We start from the raw sequence: 17,754 nt of genomic DNA, 5'->3' as shown, positions 1-17,754 counted from the left end.
GCCTTATAGGATTACGGGACGGCCGGTCTCTTTCCCATGCCGCCAAACCATGTATAGTCCAGCGCTTAGGCCAATAGCCGCGACTGCGCCCGGTTCATCCCGGCGCCCGCTTCGTCGCACCGCTGGGCCATGCCCCCTACATTGAATCCGTCACCCGCTACCATGCCGAAATCGTCGTCGCAGCCTGCCAACCGCTATGCCTTTCCCCGGACGCTATTGGTCGGGTTCGTGACGGCGGCATTGGCCACGCTGGTCATTGCCTTCGTCAACGTGCGCTCGGCGGAGACGCGCATGCAGGCGGTCAAGGCCGTCGACCGTACGACCGAGACCTTGCGCCAGTTGAGCCTGTTCAACTCGGCATTGAAGGATGCCGAGATCGGGCAAAGAGGCTATTTGCTTACCGGTGACGTGACCTACCTGCAGCCTTACCTGCGCTCGTTGGGGCTGATCGATCAGCGCCTTGGCCTGGTGAAAGATGCGACGTCCAACGATTCGGCGCAACGGCGCATCGTCAGCGACATCGAGGGCATTACGCGCCAGAAGCTGACGGAACTGCACGAGACCATCGAGATGCGCAAGGCCGGCAACGTCGAAGGCGCGATGGCCATCGTGCGTACCGATTCGGGCAAAGAGGCGATGGACCGCTTGCGCGACCTGGTGGGCGACCTGTATTCGCGGCAGATGGACGAACTGGCCGAAGGCAAGGATGCCTGGGCCGCGGCCGCTGCCACGTCGACCTATTACTCGTGGGGCGGTTCGCTGCTGCTGCTGGTGCTGATCCTGGCCTCGGCCGGCATGACCGTGCGGGAGTACCGGGCCAAGGCGCGCCAGTCCTGGGTGACGACCGGCCTGTCGGGCCTGAGCCTGCGCCTGCAAGGGGATCACCGCCTGGACGAGATCGGCAAGCGCGCGCTGGATTATCTGGCCGAGTATCTGGGCGCCGACGTGGGCGCCGGCTACGTGGTCGAGCGCAGCACCGGCGAGCTCGAGCTTTTCGGCGGCTTCGCGTTGCCGCCCGAGCGTCTGGCGCGCAAGCTCCAGTCCGCCGAAGGCCTGGCCGGGCAGGCCGTCACGTCGCGCAGGCTGCTGCATGTGCGCAATGTGCCGGCGGGGCATCTTGAAGTCGCCTCCGCCACGGGCCGCTCCGATCCCGCCGAGCTCGTCCTGGCGCCGGCCATCCAGAACGGACGGGTGTACGCCGTGATCGAGCTGGGCTTCAACCATCCGGTGAGCGAAAGCGATCGCAACCTGCTGGAAGGCGCCTCGGAAATGCTGGCCTCGGCGATCCGTTCGGGCCAGGACCGCAGCCGCCTGGAGGCGCTGCTGGAGGAAACGCAGCGCCAGGCCGAAGAATTGCAGACCCAGCAGGAAGAACTGCGCGTCAGCAACGAAGAGCTGGAACAGCAGAGCCGCATCCTGCAGGAATCGCAGGCGCGCATGGAATTGCAGCAGACCGAGCTGGAGCAGACCAACGCCAACCTGGAGTCGCAGGCCGACCAGTTGCTGCGGGTGCAGGACGCGCTGACCGAGAAGGCCCGCCAGCTGTCGCAGGCCAGCCAATTCAAAAGCGAGTTCCTGGCCAACATGAGCCACGAACTACGCACGCCCTTGAATTCAACGCTGATCCTGGCCAAGCTGCTGTCGGACAACAAGCCGGGCAATCTGAGCGCCGAGCAGGTCAAGTACGCGCAGACCATCTATTCGGCCGGCAGCGACCTGCTGACGCTGATCAACGACATCCTTGACCTGTCCAAGATCGAAGCCGGGCAGGCCACGGTGGAAGTCGAGCAGGTGGCCGTCGCGCCGATGCTGCAGCGCCTGCTGGAGCCGCTGCGGCCGATGGCGCTGGATAAAGGGCTGGCGCTGGAACTGGATATCGATCCGGCCGTGCCTGCCTCCCTGCACACCGATGCGCAACGCCTGGGACAGGTGCTGAAGAATCTGCTGTCCAACGCGCTCAAGTTCACGCAGCGCGGCACGGTCGCGCTGCGGGTGTCGCGCGCTTCGCGGGACCGGGTGGCGTTCGCCGTGCAGGACACCGGGATCGGCGTGCCGGCCGATCAGCAGGAATTGATATTCGAGGCGTTTCGCCAGGCAGACGGCAGCACGCACCGCAAGTTCGGAGGCACGGGCCTGGGGCTGTCGATCTCGCGCGACCTGGCCACGCTGTTGGGCGGCAGCCTGTCCGTGACCAGCACGCCGGGCCAAGGCAGCGTCTTCACGCTGGAGGTGCCTGTGCGGCTGGAAGAGGCGCCGTCGGTGCCGGGCGCGCAGGGCGCCGCGGCTGCGGCCACGCCTTTCATGCTGCCGAAGACGGCGTCCATCGCTGCCCGCCGCGACGCGCCCGCCGCGCCTGCGCCCAAGGCGGCCGCCCCATCGGGTCCGGAGCCTGAGCGCAGCATCCTCGTCATCGAAGACGACGAGCGCTTTGCCGGCATTCTTTCAGACCTGGCGCGCGAGATGGGCTTTGGCTGTTTGGTGGCCCACACTGCCACGGACGGCCTGGAACTGGCGACGCGCGAACGTCCCAACGCCATCGTGCTGGACATCAACCTGCCTGATTTTTCCGGGCTGGGCGTCCTGGACCAGCTCAAGCGCAACCCGCAGACGCGGCACATCCCCGTGCATGTGGTGTCGGTGGCCGATTACGCGCGCGAGGCCATGGGGCGCGGGGCCGCAGGCTACGCATTGAAGCCCGTCAAACGCGAGGAACTGGTTCAGGCCTTGCAGCGCCTGGAGGCGAAATTCACCCGGCACGTGCGCCACGTCCTGGTGGTCGAGGACGACGACCGCCAGCGTGAGAGCGTGCGCCAGCTGCTGGCGCGCAACGATGTCGAGATCGCGCCCGCGGCCACCGCGGCGGCGGCATTGGAACTGCTGCGCGAGACGACGTTCGACTGTGTCGTCATGGACCTGAACCTGCCCGACATGAGCGGGTACGAACTGCTGCAGCAGATGACCGAGCAGGAGGGCGTGTCCTTCCCGCCCGTGATCGTCTATACGGGCCGCGCGCTGTCGCGCGACGAAGAGCAGCATCTGCGCCGCTTCTCGAAGTCCATCATCATCAAGGACGCGCGTTCGCCCGAACGCCTGCTGGACGAGGTCACGCTGTTCCTGCACCAAGTGGAAGCCGAACTGCCGCCCGAGCAGCGCCAGATGCTGGAACTGGCGCGCAGCCGGGATTCGGCGCTTGAGGGCCGCACCGTGCTGGTGGTGGAAGACGACGTGCGCAACGTGTTCGCGCTGTCCAGCATCCTGGAGCCGACCGGCGTGCGCGTGGAGATCGCGCGCAACGGCCGCGAAGCGCTTGACGCGCTGGGGCGGGCAGGATCGGACGGCCAGCCGGTGATCGACCTGGTGCTGATGGACATCATGATGCCCGAGATGGACGGCTACACGGCCATGCGCGAGATACGCAAGCGGCCCGAGTGGCGCCGCCTGCCGATCATCGCGCTGACCGCCAAGGCCATGAAGGACGACCAGGAGAAATGCCTGGCCGCCGGCGCCAACGACTACATCGCCAAGCCGCTGGATGTGGAGCGCCTGCTGTCCCTGGTGCGGGTCTGGATGCGCAGTTAAAGGCACCCGCGCCACTTTTTGTCGAACATCGCCATGCCATCCACCGCCAAAGCGCGCACCGCAGATATCGAGCAACGCTTGTTGCTCGACGCCATCTATCACCATTACCACTATGATTTCCGCGAGTACGCGCAGGCGTCGCTCAAGCGGCGCCTGCAAAGCGCGCTGACGCAATTCGGCTGCAAGACGCTGTCGCAACTGCAGGACCGCGTGCTGCACGAGCCGGCGGTGTTCACCGCGCTGCTGCAGTTCCTGACCGTGCAGGTCAGCGACATGTTCCGCGATCCGAGCTATTTCCTGGCGCTGCGCAACGAGGTGGTGCCGATCCTGCGCACCTATCCGTCGATCAAGGTGTGGGTGGCCGGATGCAGCGCCGGCGAAGAGGTCTATTCGCTTGCCATCCTGCTGGCCGAAGAGGGCTTGCTTGAGCGCGCGCTGATCTATGCCACCGACATCAACCCGCACGCGCTGCGCACGGCGGAGCAGGGCGTCTTCGACGTGGATCGCGTGGCGGCCTTCAGCGCGAACCATGTCCGCTCCGGCGGCCGCAGTTCCCTGTCGGACTACTACACCGCCCGGTACGGACGGGTGGTGTTCGACAAGCGCCTGCGCGAACACATGGTCTTTTCCGACCACAGCCTGGCGACCGACAGCGTGTTCGCGGAGGTCCACCTGATCTCTTGCCGCAACGTCCTGATCTATTTCGAGCGCGATCTGCAAAACCGGGCCCTGGGCCTGTTCCACGACGCGCTGGTCCATCGCGGCTTTCTGGGCCTGGGCTCCCGGGAATCGCTGCGGTTTTCAGCGCAGGCCGGCAACTTCGACGATTTCGTGCTGGAAGACCGCATCTACCGCAAGAAGGCGGGGCTATGAGCGCGGGGGCGCCCGTTCGCCATGCGCCGGCGGCCGCCTGCCCGTGGGAGGCGATCGTCATCGGCGGATCGTCCGGCGCCATTGATGCGTTGAACACGCTGCTGCCCGCGTTGCCGGCCGGCCTGGAGGCGGCGGTGGTGGTGGTGCTGCACCTGCCGCGCGACCGTCGCAGCCTGCTGGTCGATATTTTCCGCGAGCGTTGCGCCTTGACCGTGCTGGAGGCCGAGGACCAGCTGTGGATACGCCCCGGCCATCTGTACTTCGCGCCGCCGGACTACCACCTGCTGGTGGACCAGGGGCCCAGGCTGGCGCTGTCGGTGGGCGCGCCGGTGTATTTTTCCCGGCCGTCGATTGACGTGCTGTTCGAGTCCGCCGCCGATTGCTATGGCGAGAAACTGCTGGGCGTGCTGCTTTCGGGTGCCAACGAGGACGGCGCCGCCGGCCTGGCGGCGATCCACGCCGCAGGCGGCCGCACGATCGCGCAGGCGCCGTCCAGCGCCGCCATGCCCACCATGCCCGAGGCCGCCCTGGCGCGGCAGCCGGCGCACGACGCCCTGACGCCCGACGAGATCGCCATTCTGTTTTCCCAACTGCGCACGCCGCGCCTGCCGTAACCCCAACCTTCCGACACCATGTTCCTGACCTCCGCCAAACCACAAGAAGACCGCATCAAGTGCCTGCTTGTCGACGACGTTCCGGAAAACCTGATCGCGCTGGAAGCGCTGCTGGAAAGCGGCCGGGTTGAAGTGCTGAAAGCCCAATCCGGGCCGGAGGCCCTGGAACTGCTGCTGCATCATGGCGATGTGGCGCTGGCGCTGCTGGATGTGCAAATGCCCGACATGAACGGCTTTGAACTGGCCGAACTGATCCGCGGCAGCGAACGCACGCGCCATATCCCGCTGATTTTCATGACCGCCGGATCGCGCGAGCAGAACTGGCAGTTCCGCGGCTACGAGAGCGGCGCCGTGGACTTCCTGTACAAGCCCATCGACCCGCACATGCTGAGCATGAAGGCGAACGTGTTCTTTGAACTGCACGAGCGCAAGCGGGCGCTGGCCACGCAGTTGGAAGCGCGCACGGAAGCCTTGCGGATCAACGAGATGTTCATGGCCGTGCTCAGCCACGATCTGCGCACGCCGCTGCAATCCATCGTGATGGGGGCGTCGCTGTTGCAGCGCCAGAACGACGACGCGCGCGTGGCCAGCCTGGCCCAGCGCATGCTGCAAAGCAGCGAGCGCATGGCCCGCCTGATCGATGATCTGCTGGATGTGACCCGCATCCGGCAGGCCGGCGGCTTGACGCTTGAGCCGGCATGGATCGGGCTGGACGCCTTGCTGCAGCGTACGGTCGACGAAGTGCAGACGGGCTATCCCGACCGTCAGATCGAATGCGAATGCGAGGGGGACCTTGCCGGCGCCTGGGATGCCGAACGCCTGTGCCAGGTCTTCACGAACCTGGTCGGCAACGCGCTGCACCACGGCAGCCGCGACGTCCCGGTGCACGTCAAGGCTGACGGGACGGCGGCGGACCGGGTGGCGGTGACGGTCAGCAACGGGGGCAGCATTCCCCCGGCGCTGCTGCCGCACCTGTTCAACCCGTTCCGGGGCGGCGACCGCCGCGCCGAAGGCCACAAGGGCCTGGGGCTGGGACTGTTCATCGCGCAGCAGATCGTGCTGAGCCACGGCGGACGCATCAGCGCGGAGTCGAGCGACGGCCTGACCCATTTCCGGGTAGACCTGCCGCGGGAAGCCCCGCGCGCTGGCGCCTAGGCGCGCCGGCCTGGAGCCCTTGACGGAGAGCCCCGACGCGACGCTTTCAGCCCAGGCGTCAGCCCACCGTCATCACGCCGTCCACCATCCGCATCAGGTCCAGCGGATTGCCGCGCTTGACGCCATCCGGCAGCAGCGCATCCGGCAGGTCCTGGTAGCAGACCGGGCGCAGGAAGCGGCGGATGGCCGTGGCGCCCACCGACGTCGATGCCGGATTCGACGTGGCGGGGAAGGGGCCGCCGTGCACCATGGCATGGCTGACTTCCACGCCCGTCGGGTAGCCGTTGGCCAGGATGCGCCCGGCCTTGCGTTCCAGCACGGGCAGCAGCGCCCGGGCCGGGGCCACGTCGGCGTCGTCGACGAATAGCGTGGCGGTGAGCTGGCCTTCCAGGTGTTCGGCCACGGCCTGCATCTGGGCAAGGTCCTTGCAGGCGACGACCAGCGAGGCCGGGCCGAAGACTTCGGCTTCCAGTTCGTGGGAGGCCAGGAAACGGTCGGCCTGCGTGCCGAAGACCACGGCGCCGGCGGCATTGGCGGCCGGCTTCGAGGCTTCGCCGCGGCCCAGGGTGGCGACGTTGGCGTGCTGGGCCAGCGCGTCGGCGCCTTCCTGGTAGGCCGCGAAGATGCCCGGGGTGAGCATGGTGGCGGCGCCCTTGGCCTGTACCGCTTGCGCCGCCGCTTGGCGGAACCGTTCCAGCGCAGGGCCTTCAATGCCGATGACCAGGCCGGGATTGGTGCAGAACTGGCCGACGCCCATGGCCAGCGAATCGACAAAGCCGCGCGCGATGGCTTCGGCCCGCGCTTCCAGCGCGGCCGGCATCAGGAAGACCGGGTTGATGCTGGACATTTCGGCATAGACGGGGATCGGCACCGGACGCGCGTTGGCGGCGGCGACCAGCGCCAGGCCGCCGCGGCGCGAACCGGTGAAGCCGACGGCGGTGATGGCCGGATGCGTCGCCAGGGCCGTGCCGATTTCACTGCCTGCGCCGAACAGCAGCGAGAACGTGCCTTCCGGCAGGCCGTGCTTGGCGACGGCGGCCTGGATGACGCGGCCGACCATTTCAGAGGCGCCAGGGTGGGCGTTGTGGGCTTTGACGATGACGGGGCAACCGGCCGCAAGCGCCGATGCCGTATCGCCGCCGGCAACCGAGAAGGCCAGCGGGAAGTTGCTGGCGCCGAAGACCGCGACGGGGCCCAGCGGCACGTTGGCCAGGCGCAGATCGGCGCGGGGCAGCGGTTGGCGCTCGGGTTGGGCGGGGTCGATGGTGGCGTCCAGGAAATAGCCGTCGCGGACCACGCGGGCGAACAGGCGCAATTGGCCGACGGTGCGGCCGCGTTCGCCTTGCAGGCGGGCCAAGGGCAAGCCGGTTTCCTGGTGGGTGCGTTCGATCAGCGTGTCGCCCAGCGCCAGGATGCCTTCGGCGATGCTTTCCAGGAACTGCGCGCGGGTTTCCAGCGGCGCCGCGCGGTAGGAGTCGAAGGCGGCGCGGGCCAGTTCGGCCGCGCGTGCGACGTCGTCGGATGAGCCGGCGGGAAAGCCGGGTTCCAGGCGTTCGCCGGTAGCGGGGTTGATAGCGTGCTGGGCGGCGCCCGAGCCAAGAACGGCGGTGGCGCCGATCAGCATTTGGCCGGTCAAAGTCATTGAGGATTCTCCGAAAAAAACGCCCCCGAATCGGGGGCAGGAATGCGCGGCGTTGTGGCGTGCCGGTATGGGGTGTCGGTCGTCGTCTTACTGGGGGCCGAGCTTCTTGATCAGGGCGTTGAGCATGTCCAGTTCTTCGCCGCTCAGGTCGGTCAGTGGGGCGCGCACCGGGCCTGCGTCATGGCCGACGAGCTTGGCGCCGGCCTTGACGATGCTGACGGCGTAACCGGCCTTGCGGTTGCGGATTTCCAGGTAGGGCAGGAAGAAATCGTCCAGCAGGCGGTTGGTGGTGTCGGTGTCGCCGGCGGCGATGGCGCGGTAGAAGTCCATGGCCGTCTTGGGCACGAAGTTGAAGACGGCGGACGAATAGACCGGCACGCCGAGCGCGCGGTAGGCGGCGGCATAGACTTCAGCGGTGGGCAGGCCGCCCAGGTACGAGAAGCGGTCGCCCAGCTTGCGGCGGATGCGGACCATGGCTTCGATGTCGCCGATGCCGTCCTTGAAGCCGACCAGGTTGGGGCAGCGTTCGGCCAGTTGGGCCAGGCTGTCTGCCGACAGGCGGGACTGGGCGCGGTTGTAGACGATGACGCCGATCTTGACGGATTTGCAGACCTGTTCGACGTAAGCGGAGATGCCGTCCTGCGAGGCTTCGGTCAGGTAATGGGGCAGCAGCAGGATGCCCTTGGCGCCTTGGCGCTCGGCTTCCTGGGCGTAGGCGATGGCGGTGCGGGTGGGGCCGCCAGCGCCGGCCAGGATGGGCACCTTGCCGGCGCAGGTCTGCACGGCGGTGCGCACGACGTCCGAGTACTCCTGGGGAGCCAGGGAGAAGAACTCGCCGGTGCCGCCAGCGGCGAAGAGGGCGGTGGCGCCGTACGGGGCCAGCCATTCGAGGCGGGCGGCGTAGGTCTTGGCGTTGAAATCGCCGTTCTGGTCAAAGTCCGTCACGGGGAAGGACAACAGCCCTTCAGACACGATTTCCTTGAGTTCCTGCGGGGTAGTCATAGCGCGCTCATCCGGTGCGGCCGTCGAGGGTCATTGCTGCCCTGAACGGTGTGCGGTGTTTAAAAGGTAAGTCATCGTACAACATGAATTTATTCGTTTCAAGGCCTGTTTCCCTATGAAATTACTTGTAGACAAGGGGAAACCCGGAACTTATTTTTGACCCGGTTCAGCGATATTCTCTTGGTTGTACGATAACGTACGGGATGCCCGATCCACGCGCATCCGCTATGCAAAAGGATTTTTCATGCAGGTTGCGGCAGACCAGGCGCCGGTGCTTATCAAGATTCACCCGCAAGACAACGTGGCGATCGTGGCCAATGAGGGCGGCTTGCCGGCCGGCACCGTGCTGCCCGGCGGACTGCAACTCGCGGACCCGGTGCCGCAAGGCCACAAGGTGGCGTTGACGGACCTGGCCGAGGGCGACGCCGTCGTGCGCTACAACGTGGTGGTCGGTTTTGCGGCGAAAGCCTTGCCGCGCGGCAGCTGGGTGAACGAACGCGTCACCACCATGCCTGCGGCGCGCACCTTGCAGGACCTGCCGGTGGGCACGCGCATCACACCGTTGCCGCCGCTGGAAGGCTATACCTTCGAAGGCTATCGGAATGCTGACGGCACCGTGGGCACGCGCAACATCCTGGCCATCAGCACCACCGTGCAATGCGTGCAGGGCGTAGTCGAACACGCGGTCGCGCGGATCCGCCAGGAAATGCTGCCGCGCTATCCCAATGTGGATGATGTGGTGGGCATCGAACATACCTACGGCTGCGGCGTGGCCATCGATGCGCCGGGCGCCGCCATCCCCATCCGTACCTTGCACAACATCGCGCGCAATCCCAATTTCGGCGGCACGTCGATGGTGGTCAGCCTGGGCTGCGAAAAGCTGCAGCCGGAACGCCTGCTGGCGCCGGGCGCCATTCCCATCCGGGCGGGCGAGGGCATGGGCGCCGACGGCGAGGGCGTGGACACCATCGTGCTGCAGGACGAAGAGAACATCGGGTTCCAATCCATGATCGACCTGATCATGCGCACGGCCGAACGCCATCTGCAAAAGTTGAACGCGCGCCGGCGCGAAACCTGCCCCGTGTCGGACCTGACGGTCGGCGTGCAGTGTGGCGGCAGCGACGCGTTTTCCGGGGTGACCGCCAACCCGGCCGTGGGCTTTGCCACCGACCTGCTGGTGCGCGCGGGCGGCACGGTGATGTTTTCGGAGAACACCGAAGTGCGCGACGGCATCGACCAGTTGACGGCGCGCGCGGCCACGCCCGAGGTGGCGGACGCGCTGGTGCGCGAGATGGCCTGGTACGACGATTACCTGCAGCGCGGCATGGCTGACCGCAGCGCCAACACCAGCCCGGGCAACAAGAAAGGCGGGCTGTCGAACATCGTTGAAAAGGCGATGGGCTCGATCGTGAAGTCGGGCTCGTCGCCGATCCATGGCGTGCTGTCGCCCGGCAACCGCTTGACGCAAAAGGGTTTGATCTTCGCCGCCACGCCGGCTAGCGACTTCATCTGCGGCACCTTGCAGTTGGCGGCGGGCATGAACCTGCATATTTTCACGACGGGACGCGGCACGCCTTACGGGCTGGCGCAAGTGCCGGTGATCAAGGTGGCCACGCGTGACAGCCTGGCGCGCCGCTGGCACGACCTGATGGACGTGAACGCCGGCCGCATCGCCACGGGCCAGGCCACGATCGAAGACGTGGGTTGGGAGCTGTTTCGCCTGATGCTGGATGTGGCCAGCGGCCGCCAGCAGACCTGTGTGGAAAAACTCAAGCTGCACAACGCCCTGGCGTTGTTCAACCCCGGCCCGGTGACCTGAGGGCGTGCCGGCCGCCAGACCGCATTGCCATCGCACTACACCGACAAGAGGAGACACCGATGGATCATGCCCCCTTGGCCCAACCCGGCCGCCGCCGGCTGCTGGGCGCCGCATTGGCGCTTGGCCCGGTTGCACTGGCGCACGCGCAACCCGCTGGCCCAGGCCCATCATTCAATTTCTCGGCTCAGCAACGCTACCCGGACCCGTCCATTCGCATCCTGGACCCGGAGTTTTCCAAATACCGCATCTATAGCAGCAGCGTGGAGCAACTGGCCAGCGGCTTTCGCTGGCTGGAAGGGCCGGTCTGGGTGGGCGACGGGCGCTATCTGCTGGTGTCCGACATCCCCAACGACCGCATTCTGCGCTGGGACGAAACCACGGGCGCCATCAGTGTCTTCCGCCATCCCGCCAACTTCAGCAACGGCTTGGCGCGCGACCGCCAGGGCCGGCTCCTGGCCTGCGAACACCTGACGCGGCGCGTCACGCGCACGGAATATGACGGCGCCGTCACTGTGCTGGCAGACCGCTACGACGGCAAGCGTTTCAATTCCCCCAACGACATCGTCTGCCAACGCAACGGCGCGATCTGGTTCACGGACCCGCCGTTCGGCATCGGCGGCCACTGGGAGGGCGATAAGGCCAAGCCCGAGCTGCCGCACGGCGTGTACCGGATCGATCCGTCCGACGGCCGCGTGACGCGCGCGCTGGAGGATCTGGCCGGCCCCAACGGGCTGTGCTTCTCGCCCGACGAAAAGCTGTTGTACGTGGTGGAGTCGCGTCACCAGCCCAATCGCGTGATCTGGGCCTACGACGTGGGGGCCGACGGCACGTTGTCGGGCAAGCGGATCGTCGTCGACGCGCAAGGCCCCGGCGCCATCGACGGCATCAAGTGCGATGAAGACGGCAACCTGTGGTGCGGCTGGGGCAGCAACGGCGCGCCCAACGCCAAGTCCGAAGAGCTGGATGGCGTGATGGTGTTCAACCCCGCCGGCAAGCCGATCGGCCATATCCGGCTGCCCGAGCGCTGCGCCAACCTGTGCTTTGGCGGTGCCAAGCGCAATCGCCTGTTCATGGCCAGCAGCCATTCCCTATATGCGCTGTACGTGGAAACGCGGGGCGCCGCCTGATACGGAGGCGAGGCGGCGAGACAGCCGCCCGCGCCAGATTCACCTACGACACATCAAACGTGTGGAGACAGCATGAACGTAAGCAAGAGGCAGTTCCTGGGCGGCGCCGCGGCGCTTTGCCTGTCGCCGCTGGCGCCCGGCTGGGCGCGACTGGCCAACGCCGCGACCGCCGCCGACACCAACTGGCCGACGCGCCCGGTGCGCATCATCGTGCCGTACCCGCCGGGCGGATCGTCAGACATCATCGCCCGCATTCTCGCACCGCGCCTGGCCGATGCGCTCAAGCAAACCGTGGTGGTCGAGAACAAGCCGGGCGCCAACGGCAACCTGGGCGCCGGCCTGGTCGTGCAATCGGCGGCGGAAGGCCACACCGTGCTGCTGTGCGACGTGGGCGCGTTGGCGATCAGCCCGTCCGTCTACACCAAGCTGTCGTTCGACCCGTCCAAGGACCTGCGCGCCGTCAGCATGCTGGCCTATTCGCCGCACGTGCTGGCCGTGCATCCCGACGTGCCTGCCAAGACCGTCCAGGAACTGGTGGCGCTGTCGAAGCAGCAACGCCTGAATTTCGCCGTGACCGCGATCGGCAGCGCGCCGCACCTGGCCGCGGTGGCGGTGCAGCAGGCCACCGGCGCCCAATGGGAATACGTGCCCTACAAGGGCGGTTCGCAGGCGGTGACCGACACCATCGGCGGGCAGACCCAGGTGATCATGAATGGCTTGCTGGCGACCTTGCCGCACATCAAGGCGGGCAAGTTGCGCCCGATCGCGATTTCGAAGGGCGAACGCATGCAGCTGGTGCCCGACATCCCCACCATTTCCGAGCAAGGCGTCAAGGGATTCGAATCGGGCACGTGGCAAGGCGTGATGGCGCCGATCACCACGACCGATCCCGTGGCCGAGCGCCTGGCGATGCTGATGGCGCAGATCGTCAACCAGCCCGACGTGAAGGCGCAGTTGAACGAACAGGGCGCCGAGATCGTGACGCGCAATCCGGCGGAGCTTGCCCAGTTCTTCAATAGCGAACGGACCCGTTGGGCCAAGGTCGTGCAAAGCGCGGACATCCGGCTGGACTGAGCGTCGCGTTTCCTGGAACGCCAAACGCCGCGAGGCGCCGCGACTGGAGTCGCGGCGCCTCGCGGCGTTTTCACGGCCTGGCCGGGATCAGAACGGCGAGACTTCCGCCGTCATGTCCGTCAACGTGTTGGTCTTCAAGTCGACGATGAAGTGGCGGGTCGGCGCGCCGGCCGCCAGCTTCAGCAGGATCGCCATCAGGGGCTTGAAGCGCGCCTGGAACACCGCCGCGGCGGTGTTGTCGTTGCGCACCTGGTTGCCGTTGACCAGCAGGTTGGCGTTGGTCGACTGCAGGGCTTGGGCCAGCAGCTTGTACTGGCGGGCGCGCGCGGCGGGGATGTCCGCAAAGGCCAGGTCGCCCGCGTTGGCCAGGCGCACGAAGTCGCCCGCCAGATCCAGCGCCTTCCAGGCGTCGAAGTCTTCCAGGCGCATGCCGTTGGCTTGCGCCAGCGCACGGGCGCGCACTTCGGCGGCGGCGTAGTCCGTCGCGTAGGCCGGATTGCTGGCGCCGCTGCCGCCCGCTTCGGCCAGGCAGCCGAAGAAGGCGGACGAGAACAGGCCCTGGCCGCCGGTGTTGGCCAATTCCTTCAAGGTGACGTTGGTCTGCAGCTGCGACAGCACAAGCAGGTGCGAGCCGTTCAACGGGCTTTTCACCAGTTCACGCATTTCGCAGCGCCAGTCGTCGTTCAAGAGGCGCAAGCGCACCAGTTCGGACATGTAGCGCGAGCTGAAGTCGGCATAGTTGCGGGCGTCCAGGATCGAGGCGCTCCACAGCGTGCCGCCGGGGACCTGCGCGGGGAAGTCCGTGAAGAAGGCGTGTTCGGCGCGGTAGTGCTCGAACAGCTCGTCATAGCGCGGCACCTCGTCCATGCGTACGGTCTCGACTTCCACCGTGCTGTCCGGCTTCATGCGCAGCAGCTTGTAGGCCGGCACGTAGGCCGCCATCGACGGCGCCTGGATGTTGAACAGCGCATGGTCGCCGTCATAGTGGCGCACGCCGGTATCGTTGAAGTGCATGTGGCCGCCCACGTGGATCTGCAGGCCGGTTTCGGCCAGCGCGCGGGTCACGTCCTCGGCGGGGCGGCGCACCATCTGCATCTTGCCCGCGCCCAGCAGCGCCGTGATGTCGTCGGACGCGTCATTGAAGAATTCGCTCATCGGGAAGTGGCTGAAGGCCACGACCTGCTTGCCCGACGCCTTGCCGCGCGCCACGACGTCTTTCAGCCACGCGATGACATGCTGCTTGTGCGTCAGCATCTTGTTGTAGCCGGCGTCGCCGGACCCCGCGAAGTCGTTGGCGCCCGGACCGGTGGGCACGTAGACGTTGGCATCGATGGCCACCAGCCAGACGCCTTCGACCGGTTCGACGACATAACTGGTGTCGGGCACCGAGCGGCACAAGGTATAGCTGGGTTGGCGATACGAGCCGCCCGTGCCTTCCTTGCAGATCTCGTACTGGCGCGTGGCCCAATTGGCTTGCGCCAGCGCCTTTTCGTACGAGTAGCCGCCATAGGTGTAGGTGCTGTACGGGGTCTCGTAGTAGCGGTAGGCGGGTTTGGGCATGAAACCGTGCTGCGCCAGCGATTCGGTGATGCCGGCGTAGCCGAGTTCCTGCACTTCTTCCGTGCAGTACGTGTTGTTGACCTTGGCCCAGTCGCCCGAATAGCCCGTCGAGCAGTCGCCGTTGCCGCCGCGGCTGTAGATCGCCTGCTGGGCGCCTTGGCGTCCGGTGGCGGAATCAACGCCCAGATAGTCGGATTTGCCGCCGGCGCGCGCCAGGGGCCGGTTGGGGTCGTGGTTGCCGGGTGCGGCAAAGAACTCGATGCCGTGGCGGGCGTGGTAGTCGTCCAGGATCTTCTGGAAGCCGCGCATGTGCACCGGCTGGCCGTCGTCCGAGAAGTCGCCGGGCAGCGCGATGAACTTCACGCCGCGCGCGACGGCGTCATCCAGGGCGGCCAGGAACGCGAAGTAGTTTTCGTTGAACAGGCGCGTGGACGTCATCTGGGCCTGCATCGTCCGGATCGTCGCGTTGCGGCCGGTCTTCTGGTTGGGCACGCCCGGGAATGATCCGTCCTTGAACGTGGCGTACACGTCATGGAAATGGACGTCGGGCATGAACGCCACCTGGGTGCCGGCCGGCTGTTCGGGCTGGGTGACGGGCGGGCTGACCGGCGGCGGCGTTTCGGGCTGCGCCGCGTTGTCGTCGTCATCGCTGCCGCCGCAAGCGGCCAACAGGCTGATCAAGGAAAAAGCGAGGGCGCGGGCGACAGGTCGGCGCCCGAACGGGATGGGGTTCGGCATGGGATAGAGGGAAGGTGAAGGGACTGTTGAACGGCTGTCGTTCTGTTGACTGCAGACTGAATGTTTCAGCGGCGCCAGTCTAGGCAGGGCAGATGACATCCCCGTGACGCGGCCAGAAAAAAATCCAATTTTGGCGCTATTGGGTCGGGCCCGCGCCTTGCGGCAGGCAGGGGATGGGCGCACACTCGACAGCGTGCAGCCTGAGGAGGCATGACGATGAAAACCCTGATCGCGGCGGTGTGCATGGCGCTGGCTTGCGGCCCGGCGCTGGCGCGGGACGGCGTGCCCGGCGTTCCGCCGCCGCCGCCTTCGGCGCGCACCTTGCCCGACAACTGCGTGGGCACGTCCTGCCCGCGGACCGTGGAGCCAGGCCGCGCGCCGCCTGCGTGCCTGGGAACGGGTTGCGGCGAATCGCGTTATCCGCCTGCCGGCGCAGCCGGCGCCGACCGCGGCCCTGCGCCCGCCTGGAGCGGGCCGAGCCAGCCGAAATTGCCGCCGATGCCGTCTCGGCCCGGCCAGCCTGCAGGGCCGTTGACGCCTGGGCCCGCGCTCCCGCGCTAGCCGGCAGCCCGGGCTTGCGCTAGCGGCGCCACATGCCGGGCGTAGTGCCCAGCTGTCGGGTGAAGACGCGCGTCAGATGGCTCTGGTCGGCGAAGCCGCAGGCCAACGCCACCGCCGCGATGGACGGTCCGCCTTGCGCCAGCAGGGCGCAGGCGCGTTCGATGCGATAGGCGGTCAGCCAGCGGTGAGGCGTCTTGCCGGTGCTGCCCTTGAACGCCTTGATGAAATAGCTGCGCGACAAGCCGCATTCGGCGGCGATGTCGGCTACCGACAGATCGCCGCCAAGGTTGGCGGCCAGCAGTTCGGTGGCGCGGCGCAACTGCCCGGGTGACAAATGGCTGCTTGCGGCTTCCAGGGCCGGCGCCGCGGCATGGCCATAGGCATGCATCACATGCGCCTGCAAGGCCACGCCGATCTGGTCCATGAATAGCCGGCTGGCTTGCTGGGGATGCAGCAGCGTGGGCGCCAGCGCGCAAGCCAGGTTGTAAATCACCGGATCCCGCGTGCCGTTCAAGCAGTCGAATCCCGATATGCGCGGGCGCGACGTTTCGGAAGAAAACGCATCCAGCGCGCTGCGCGGCAACTGGAAGCGGATGTTGTCGAAGGCCGACCGGTGGTCGCATCGCCACTGGTCGCCCAGGTGGGTGATGGCCACCACGCCTTTCGCGTGCCCGCCCTGGTAGGCGATCCGGTTGCCGCGCCACAAGGTGTGGGCGCGGAAGTCCTGTAGCTGGACGATGACGCTGAAAGCGTCCTGCACCGGGATGGGCGGGCCGGGCGGCAAGTCGTCGCGCTGGCTGCGCATGCGCGTGACCGTCATGTCGGAGGCCTGGATCTGAATGCGTTGCGGCATGGGCGGCTCAGTTCCGGTGCAGGCGGCGCCAGGCCGCGGGCGGGACGCCGACGGTGCTGGCGAAGACGCGGGTGAGGTGCGCCTGATCCGAAAAACCGCAGTCGCCGGCGATCTCGGCGACAGAATGGCCGGATTTCAGGAGCATCAGCTTGGCCTTTTCCACGCGGTGTTCCAGCAGCCAGCGGTGCGGCGTGGTGCCCACCGTCTGGCGGAACGCCTTGATGAAATAGCTGCGTGACAATCCGCAGCCCTGGGCCACATCGCTGATCGACACGTTGGCAAGCAGGTCGGACGCCAGCATGTCCTTGGCCAGCTTTTCCTGCCATCCCGCCAGTCCGCCGCGCGCAGGCGGCGAACAAGGCGCGGCGCCGCCATATTTCTGCGCCACGTGGACCTGGACCGCCAGCGCGATATGGTCGATGAACAGCGGATCAGCGGCGCCGGGTTCGCCCAGCGCGGGCAGCAGCGCATTGCCCAGGCCGGCCAGCACCGGATCGGACTGGCCGGGTGGGCAAGACAGGTCTCGGACCTGCGGCAGCCCCAGCGCGTCCGACAGCCGTTCCAGCGATGCGGGCGGGATGCGGAAGTACAGGAAGTCGAAGGGCGTGCGGAGTTCGGCGCGGTAGGGGGCGCTGGCGCGGCGGATCGTCAGGGCTTCCGCGGCCACGGGCATGGCATGGGGCCGGCCGCCTTCATACAGCACGCGCTGGCTGTCGGTGAGCGACAGGCTGAGCAGGAAGTCGTCGCCATCGTCTTCCGAGCGCGCCACGCCGAAATCGGGCAGCGCATAGCCCACGCGCAGGATTTCCAGCCCGGCGCCGCAGGACGGGCTGGTCCGGATGGCCTGGATCGACGCGCCGGGATAGACGTGCCGCAGGCTGGGGGGCGCGTCAGGCCATTGCATCATGGTCCGGCGCCGGGGCGGGAAGGGCGGAAGGTGGCATGGTCTGGCACAGGATAAACCTTGGCGATGGCGTCCGCATGTCATGTTAGGCGAGCGGCCGCGCAAATGATTGGACGCAAGTGTCCCGGTTTGGATAAAAGCGCGATGCCGGGGACGGGTGCGACTCGTGCGCCTTGAAACTAGTGCGCCTTGAAACTAGTGCGCCTTGAAACTAGTGCGCCTTCAATAGTGCGATCATTGCTCTTTTGTACAA

General features: G+C 67.0%; 12 protein-coding genes. 7 read left to right on the top strand and 5 right to left on the bottom strand.

Going from position 1 to position 17,754, the window contains the following annotated elements; genetic code table 11:
- The first annotated feature begins 162 nt into the window (after nucleotides 1–162).
- From ACO6D5_RS00975 to ACO6D5_RS00960, 4 genes are read left to right on the top strand one after another with little or no spacing between them, the layout of a single operon-like run.
- The gene (locus tag ACO6D5_RS00975; protein ID WP_485824377.1) at nucleotides 163–3,579 is read left to right on the top strand and encodes a response regulator; all 3,417 of its coding nucleotides are present in this window, start codon (nucleotides 163–165) and stop codon (nucleotides 3,577–3,579) included.
- 33 nt (nucleotides 3,580–3,612) lie between these two features.
- Entirely contained in the window at nucleotides 3,613–4,452 is an 840-nt protein-coding gene (locus tag ACO6D5_RS00970) for a CheR family methyltransferase (protein WP_485824376.1), read from the top strand.
- Nucleotides 4,449–5,066: a chemotaxis protein CheB gene (locus ACO6D5_RS00965; protein ID WP_485824375.1), complete on the top strand. Its 618-nt coding sequence runs from the start codon at nucleotides 4,449–4,451 to the stop codon at nucleotides 5,064–5,066. The genes ACO6D5_RS00970 and ACO6D5_RS00965 overlap by 4 nt, the downstream gene beginning before the upstream one ends.
- Before the next feature lie 18 nt (nucleotides 5,067–5,084).
- On the top strand, nucleotides 5,085–6,221 hold the full coding sequence (locus tag ACO6D5_RS00960; RefSeq protein WP_485824374.1) for a hybrid sensor histidine kinase/response regulator: 1,137 nt from the start codon (nucleotides 5,085–5,087) through the stop codon (nucleotides 6,219–6,221).
- A gap of 58 nt (nucleotides 6,222–6,279) precedes the next feature.
- On the opposite strand, the gene ACO6D5_RS00955 is transcribed toward ACO6D5_RS00960, so the two are convergent.
- Both ACO6D5_RS00955 and kdgD read right to left on the bottom strand, forming a co-directional pair.
- On the bottom strand, nucleotides 6,280–7,863 hold the full coding sequence (locus ACO6D5_RS00955) for an aldehyde dehydrogenase (NADP(+)) (RefSeq protein WP_485824373.1): 1,584 nt from the start codon (nucleotides 7,861–7,863) through the stop codon (nucleotides 6,280–6,282).
- An 87-nt stretch (nucleotides 7,864–7,950) separates the two neighbouring features.
- Nucleotides 7,951–8,865, bottom strand: coding sequence for a 5-dehydro-4-deoxyglucarate dehydratase (kdgD, locus tag ACO6D5_RS00950; protein WP_485824372.1), 915 nt, complete (start codon nucleotides 8,863–8,865; stop codon nucleotides 7,951–7,953).
- A 244-nt stretch (nucleotides 8,866–9,109) separates the two neighbouring features.
- Between kdgD and garD the strand changes: the two genes are divergently transcribed.
- From garD to ACO6D5_RS00935, 3 genes are all read left to right on the top strand, one after another.
- Nucleotides 9,110–10,684 carry a galactarate dehydratase gene (garD, locus tag ACO6D5_RS00945; RefSeq protein ID WP_485824371.1) on the top strand — a complete coding sequence of 525 codons (1,575 nt, stop codon included), beginning with the start codon at nucleotides 9,110–9,112 and terminating at the stop codon, nucleotides 10,682–10,684.
- 59 nt (nucleotides 10,685–10,743) lie between these two features.
- Nucleotides 10,744–11,811: an SMP-30/gluconolactonase/LRE family protein gene (locus tag ACO6D5_RS00940; RefSeq protein ID WP_485824370.1), complete on the top strand. Its 1,068-nt coding sequence runs from the start codon at nucleotides 10,744–10,746 to the stop codon at nucleotides 11,809–11,811.
- A gap of 72 nt (nucleotides 11,812–11,883) precedes the next feature.
- Nucleotides 11,884–12,885 (top strand): Bug family tripartite tricarboxylate transporter substrate binding protein, encoded by a 1,002-nt coding sequence (locus tag ACO6D5_RS00935; protein ID WP_485824369.1) that lies wholly within the window; start codon nucleotides 11,884–11,886, stop codon nucleotides 12,883–12,885.
- An 87-nt stretch (nucleotides 12,886–12,972) separates the two neighbouring features.
- Here the strand turns inward: ACO6D5_RS00935 and ACO6D5_RS00930 are convergent, their stop codons facing one another.
- The 3 genes from ACO6D5_RS00930 to ACO6D5_RS00920 all read right to left on the bottom strand — a co-directional run bounded on the left by ACO6D5_RS00930 (nucleotide 12,973) and on the right by ACO6D5_RS00920 (nucleotide 17,504).
- Entirely contained in the window at nucleotides 12,973–15,126 is a 2,154-nt protein-coding gene (locus tag ACO6D5_RS00930) for a metallophosphoesterase (protein ID WP_485824368.1), read from the bottom strand.
- A gap of 637 nt (nucleotides 15,127–15,763) precedes the next feature.
- Complete coding sequence (locus tag ACO6D5_RS00925) at nucleotides 15,764–16,597, bottom strand: helix-turn-helix domain-containing protein (RefSeq protein WP_485824367.1); 834 nt, start codon at nucleotides 16,595–16,597, stop codon at nucleotides 15,764–15,766.
- A gap of 7 nt (nucleotides 16,598–16,604) precedes the next feature.
- Nucleotides 16,605–17,504, bottom strand: a complete 900-nt coding sequence (locus ACO6D5_RS00920) for an AraC family transcriptional regulator (protein ID WP_315845584.1) — start codon at nucleotides 17,502–17,504, stop codon at nucleotides 16,605–16,607.
- Nucleotides 17,505–17,754: the final 250 nt, after the last annotated feature.

Source organism: Achromobacter sp. (assembly GCF_057314935.1).
This window is presented reverse-complemented; position numbering and strand designations above follow the sequence as displayed.

Coding starts and splice junctions, on each gene's coding strand:
- ACO6D5_RS00975 (WP_485824377.1), top strand. CDS start 163: ATGCCGAAATCGTCGTCGCAGCCTGCCAACCGCTATGCCTTTCCCCGG.
- ACO6D5_RS00970 (WP_485824376.1), top strand. CDS start 3,613: ATGCCATCCACCGCCAAAGCGCGCACCGCAGATATCGAGCAACGCTTG.
- ACO6D5_RS00965 (WP_485824375.1), top strand. CDS start 4,449: ATGAGCGCGGGGGCGCCCGTTCGCCATGCGCCGGCGGCCGCCTGCCCG.
- ACO6D5_RS00960 (WP_485824374.1), top strand. CDS start 5,085: ATGTTCCTGACCTCCGCCAAACCACAAGAAGACCGCATCAAGTGCCTG.
- ACO6D5_RS00955 (WP_485824373.1), bottom strand. CDS start 7,863: ATGACTTTGACCGGCCAAATGCTGATCGGCGCCACCGCCGTTCTTGGC.
- kdgD (WP_485824372.1), bottom strand. CDS start 8,865: ATGACTACCCCGCAGGAACTCAAGGAAATCGTGTCTGAAGGGCTGTTG.
- garD (WP_485824371.1), top strand. CDS start 9,110: ATGCAGGTTGCGGCAGACCAGGCGCCGGTGCTTATCAAGATTCACCCG.
- ACO6D5_RS00940 (WP_485824370.1), top strand. CDS start 10,744: ATGGATCATGCCCCCTTGGCCCAACCCGGCCGCCGCCGGCTGCTGGGC.
- ACO6D5_RS00935 (WP_485824369.1), top strand. CDS start 11,884: ATGAACGTAAGCAAGAGGCAGTTCCTGGGCGGCGCCGCGGCGCTTTGC.
- ACO6D5_RS00925 (WP_485824367.1), bottom strand. CDS start 16,597: ATGCCGCAACGCATTCAGATCCAGGCCTCCGACATGACGGTCACGCGC.
- ACO6D5_RS00920 (WP_315845584.1), bottom strand. CDS start 17,504: ATGATGCAATGGCCTGACGCGCCCCCCAGCCTGCGGCACGTCTATCCC.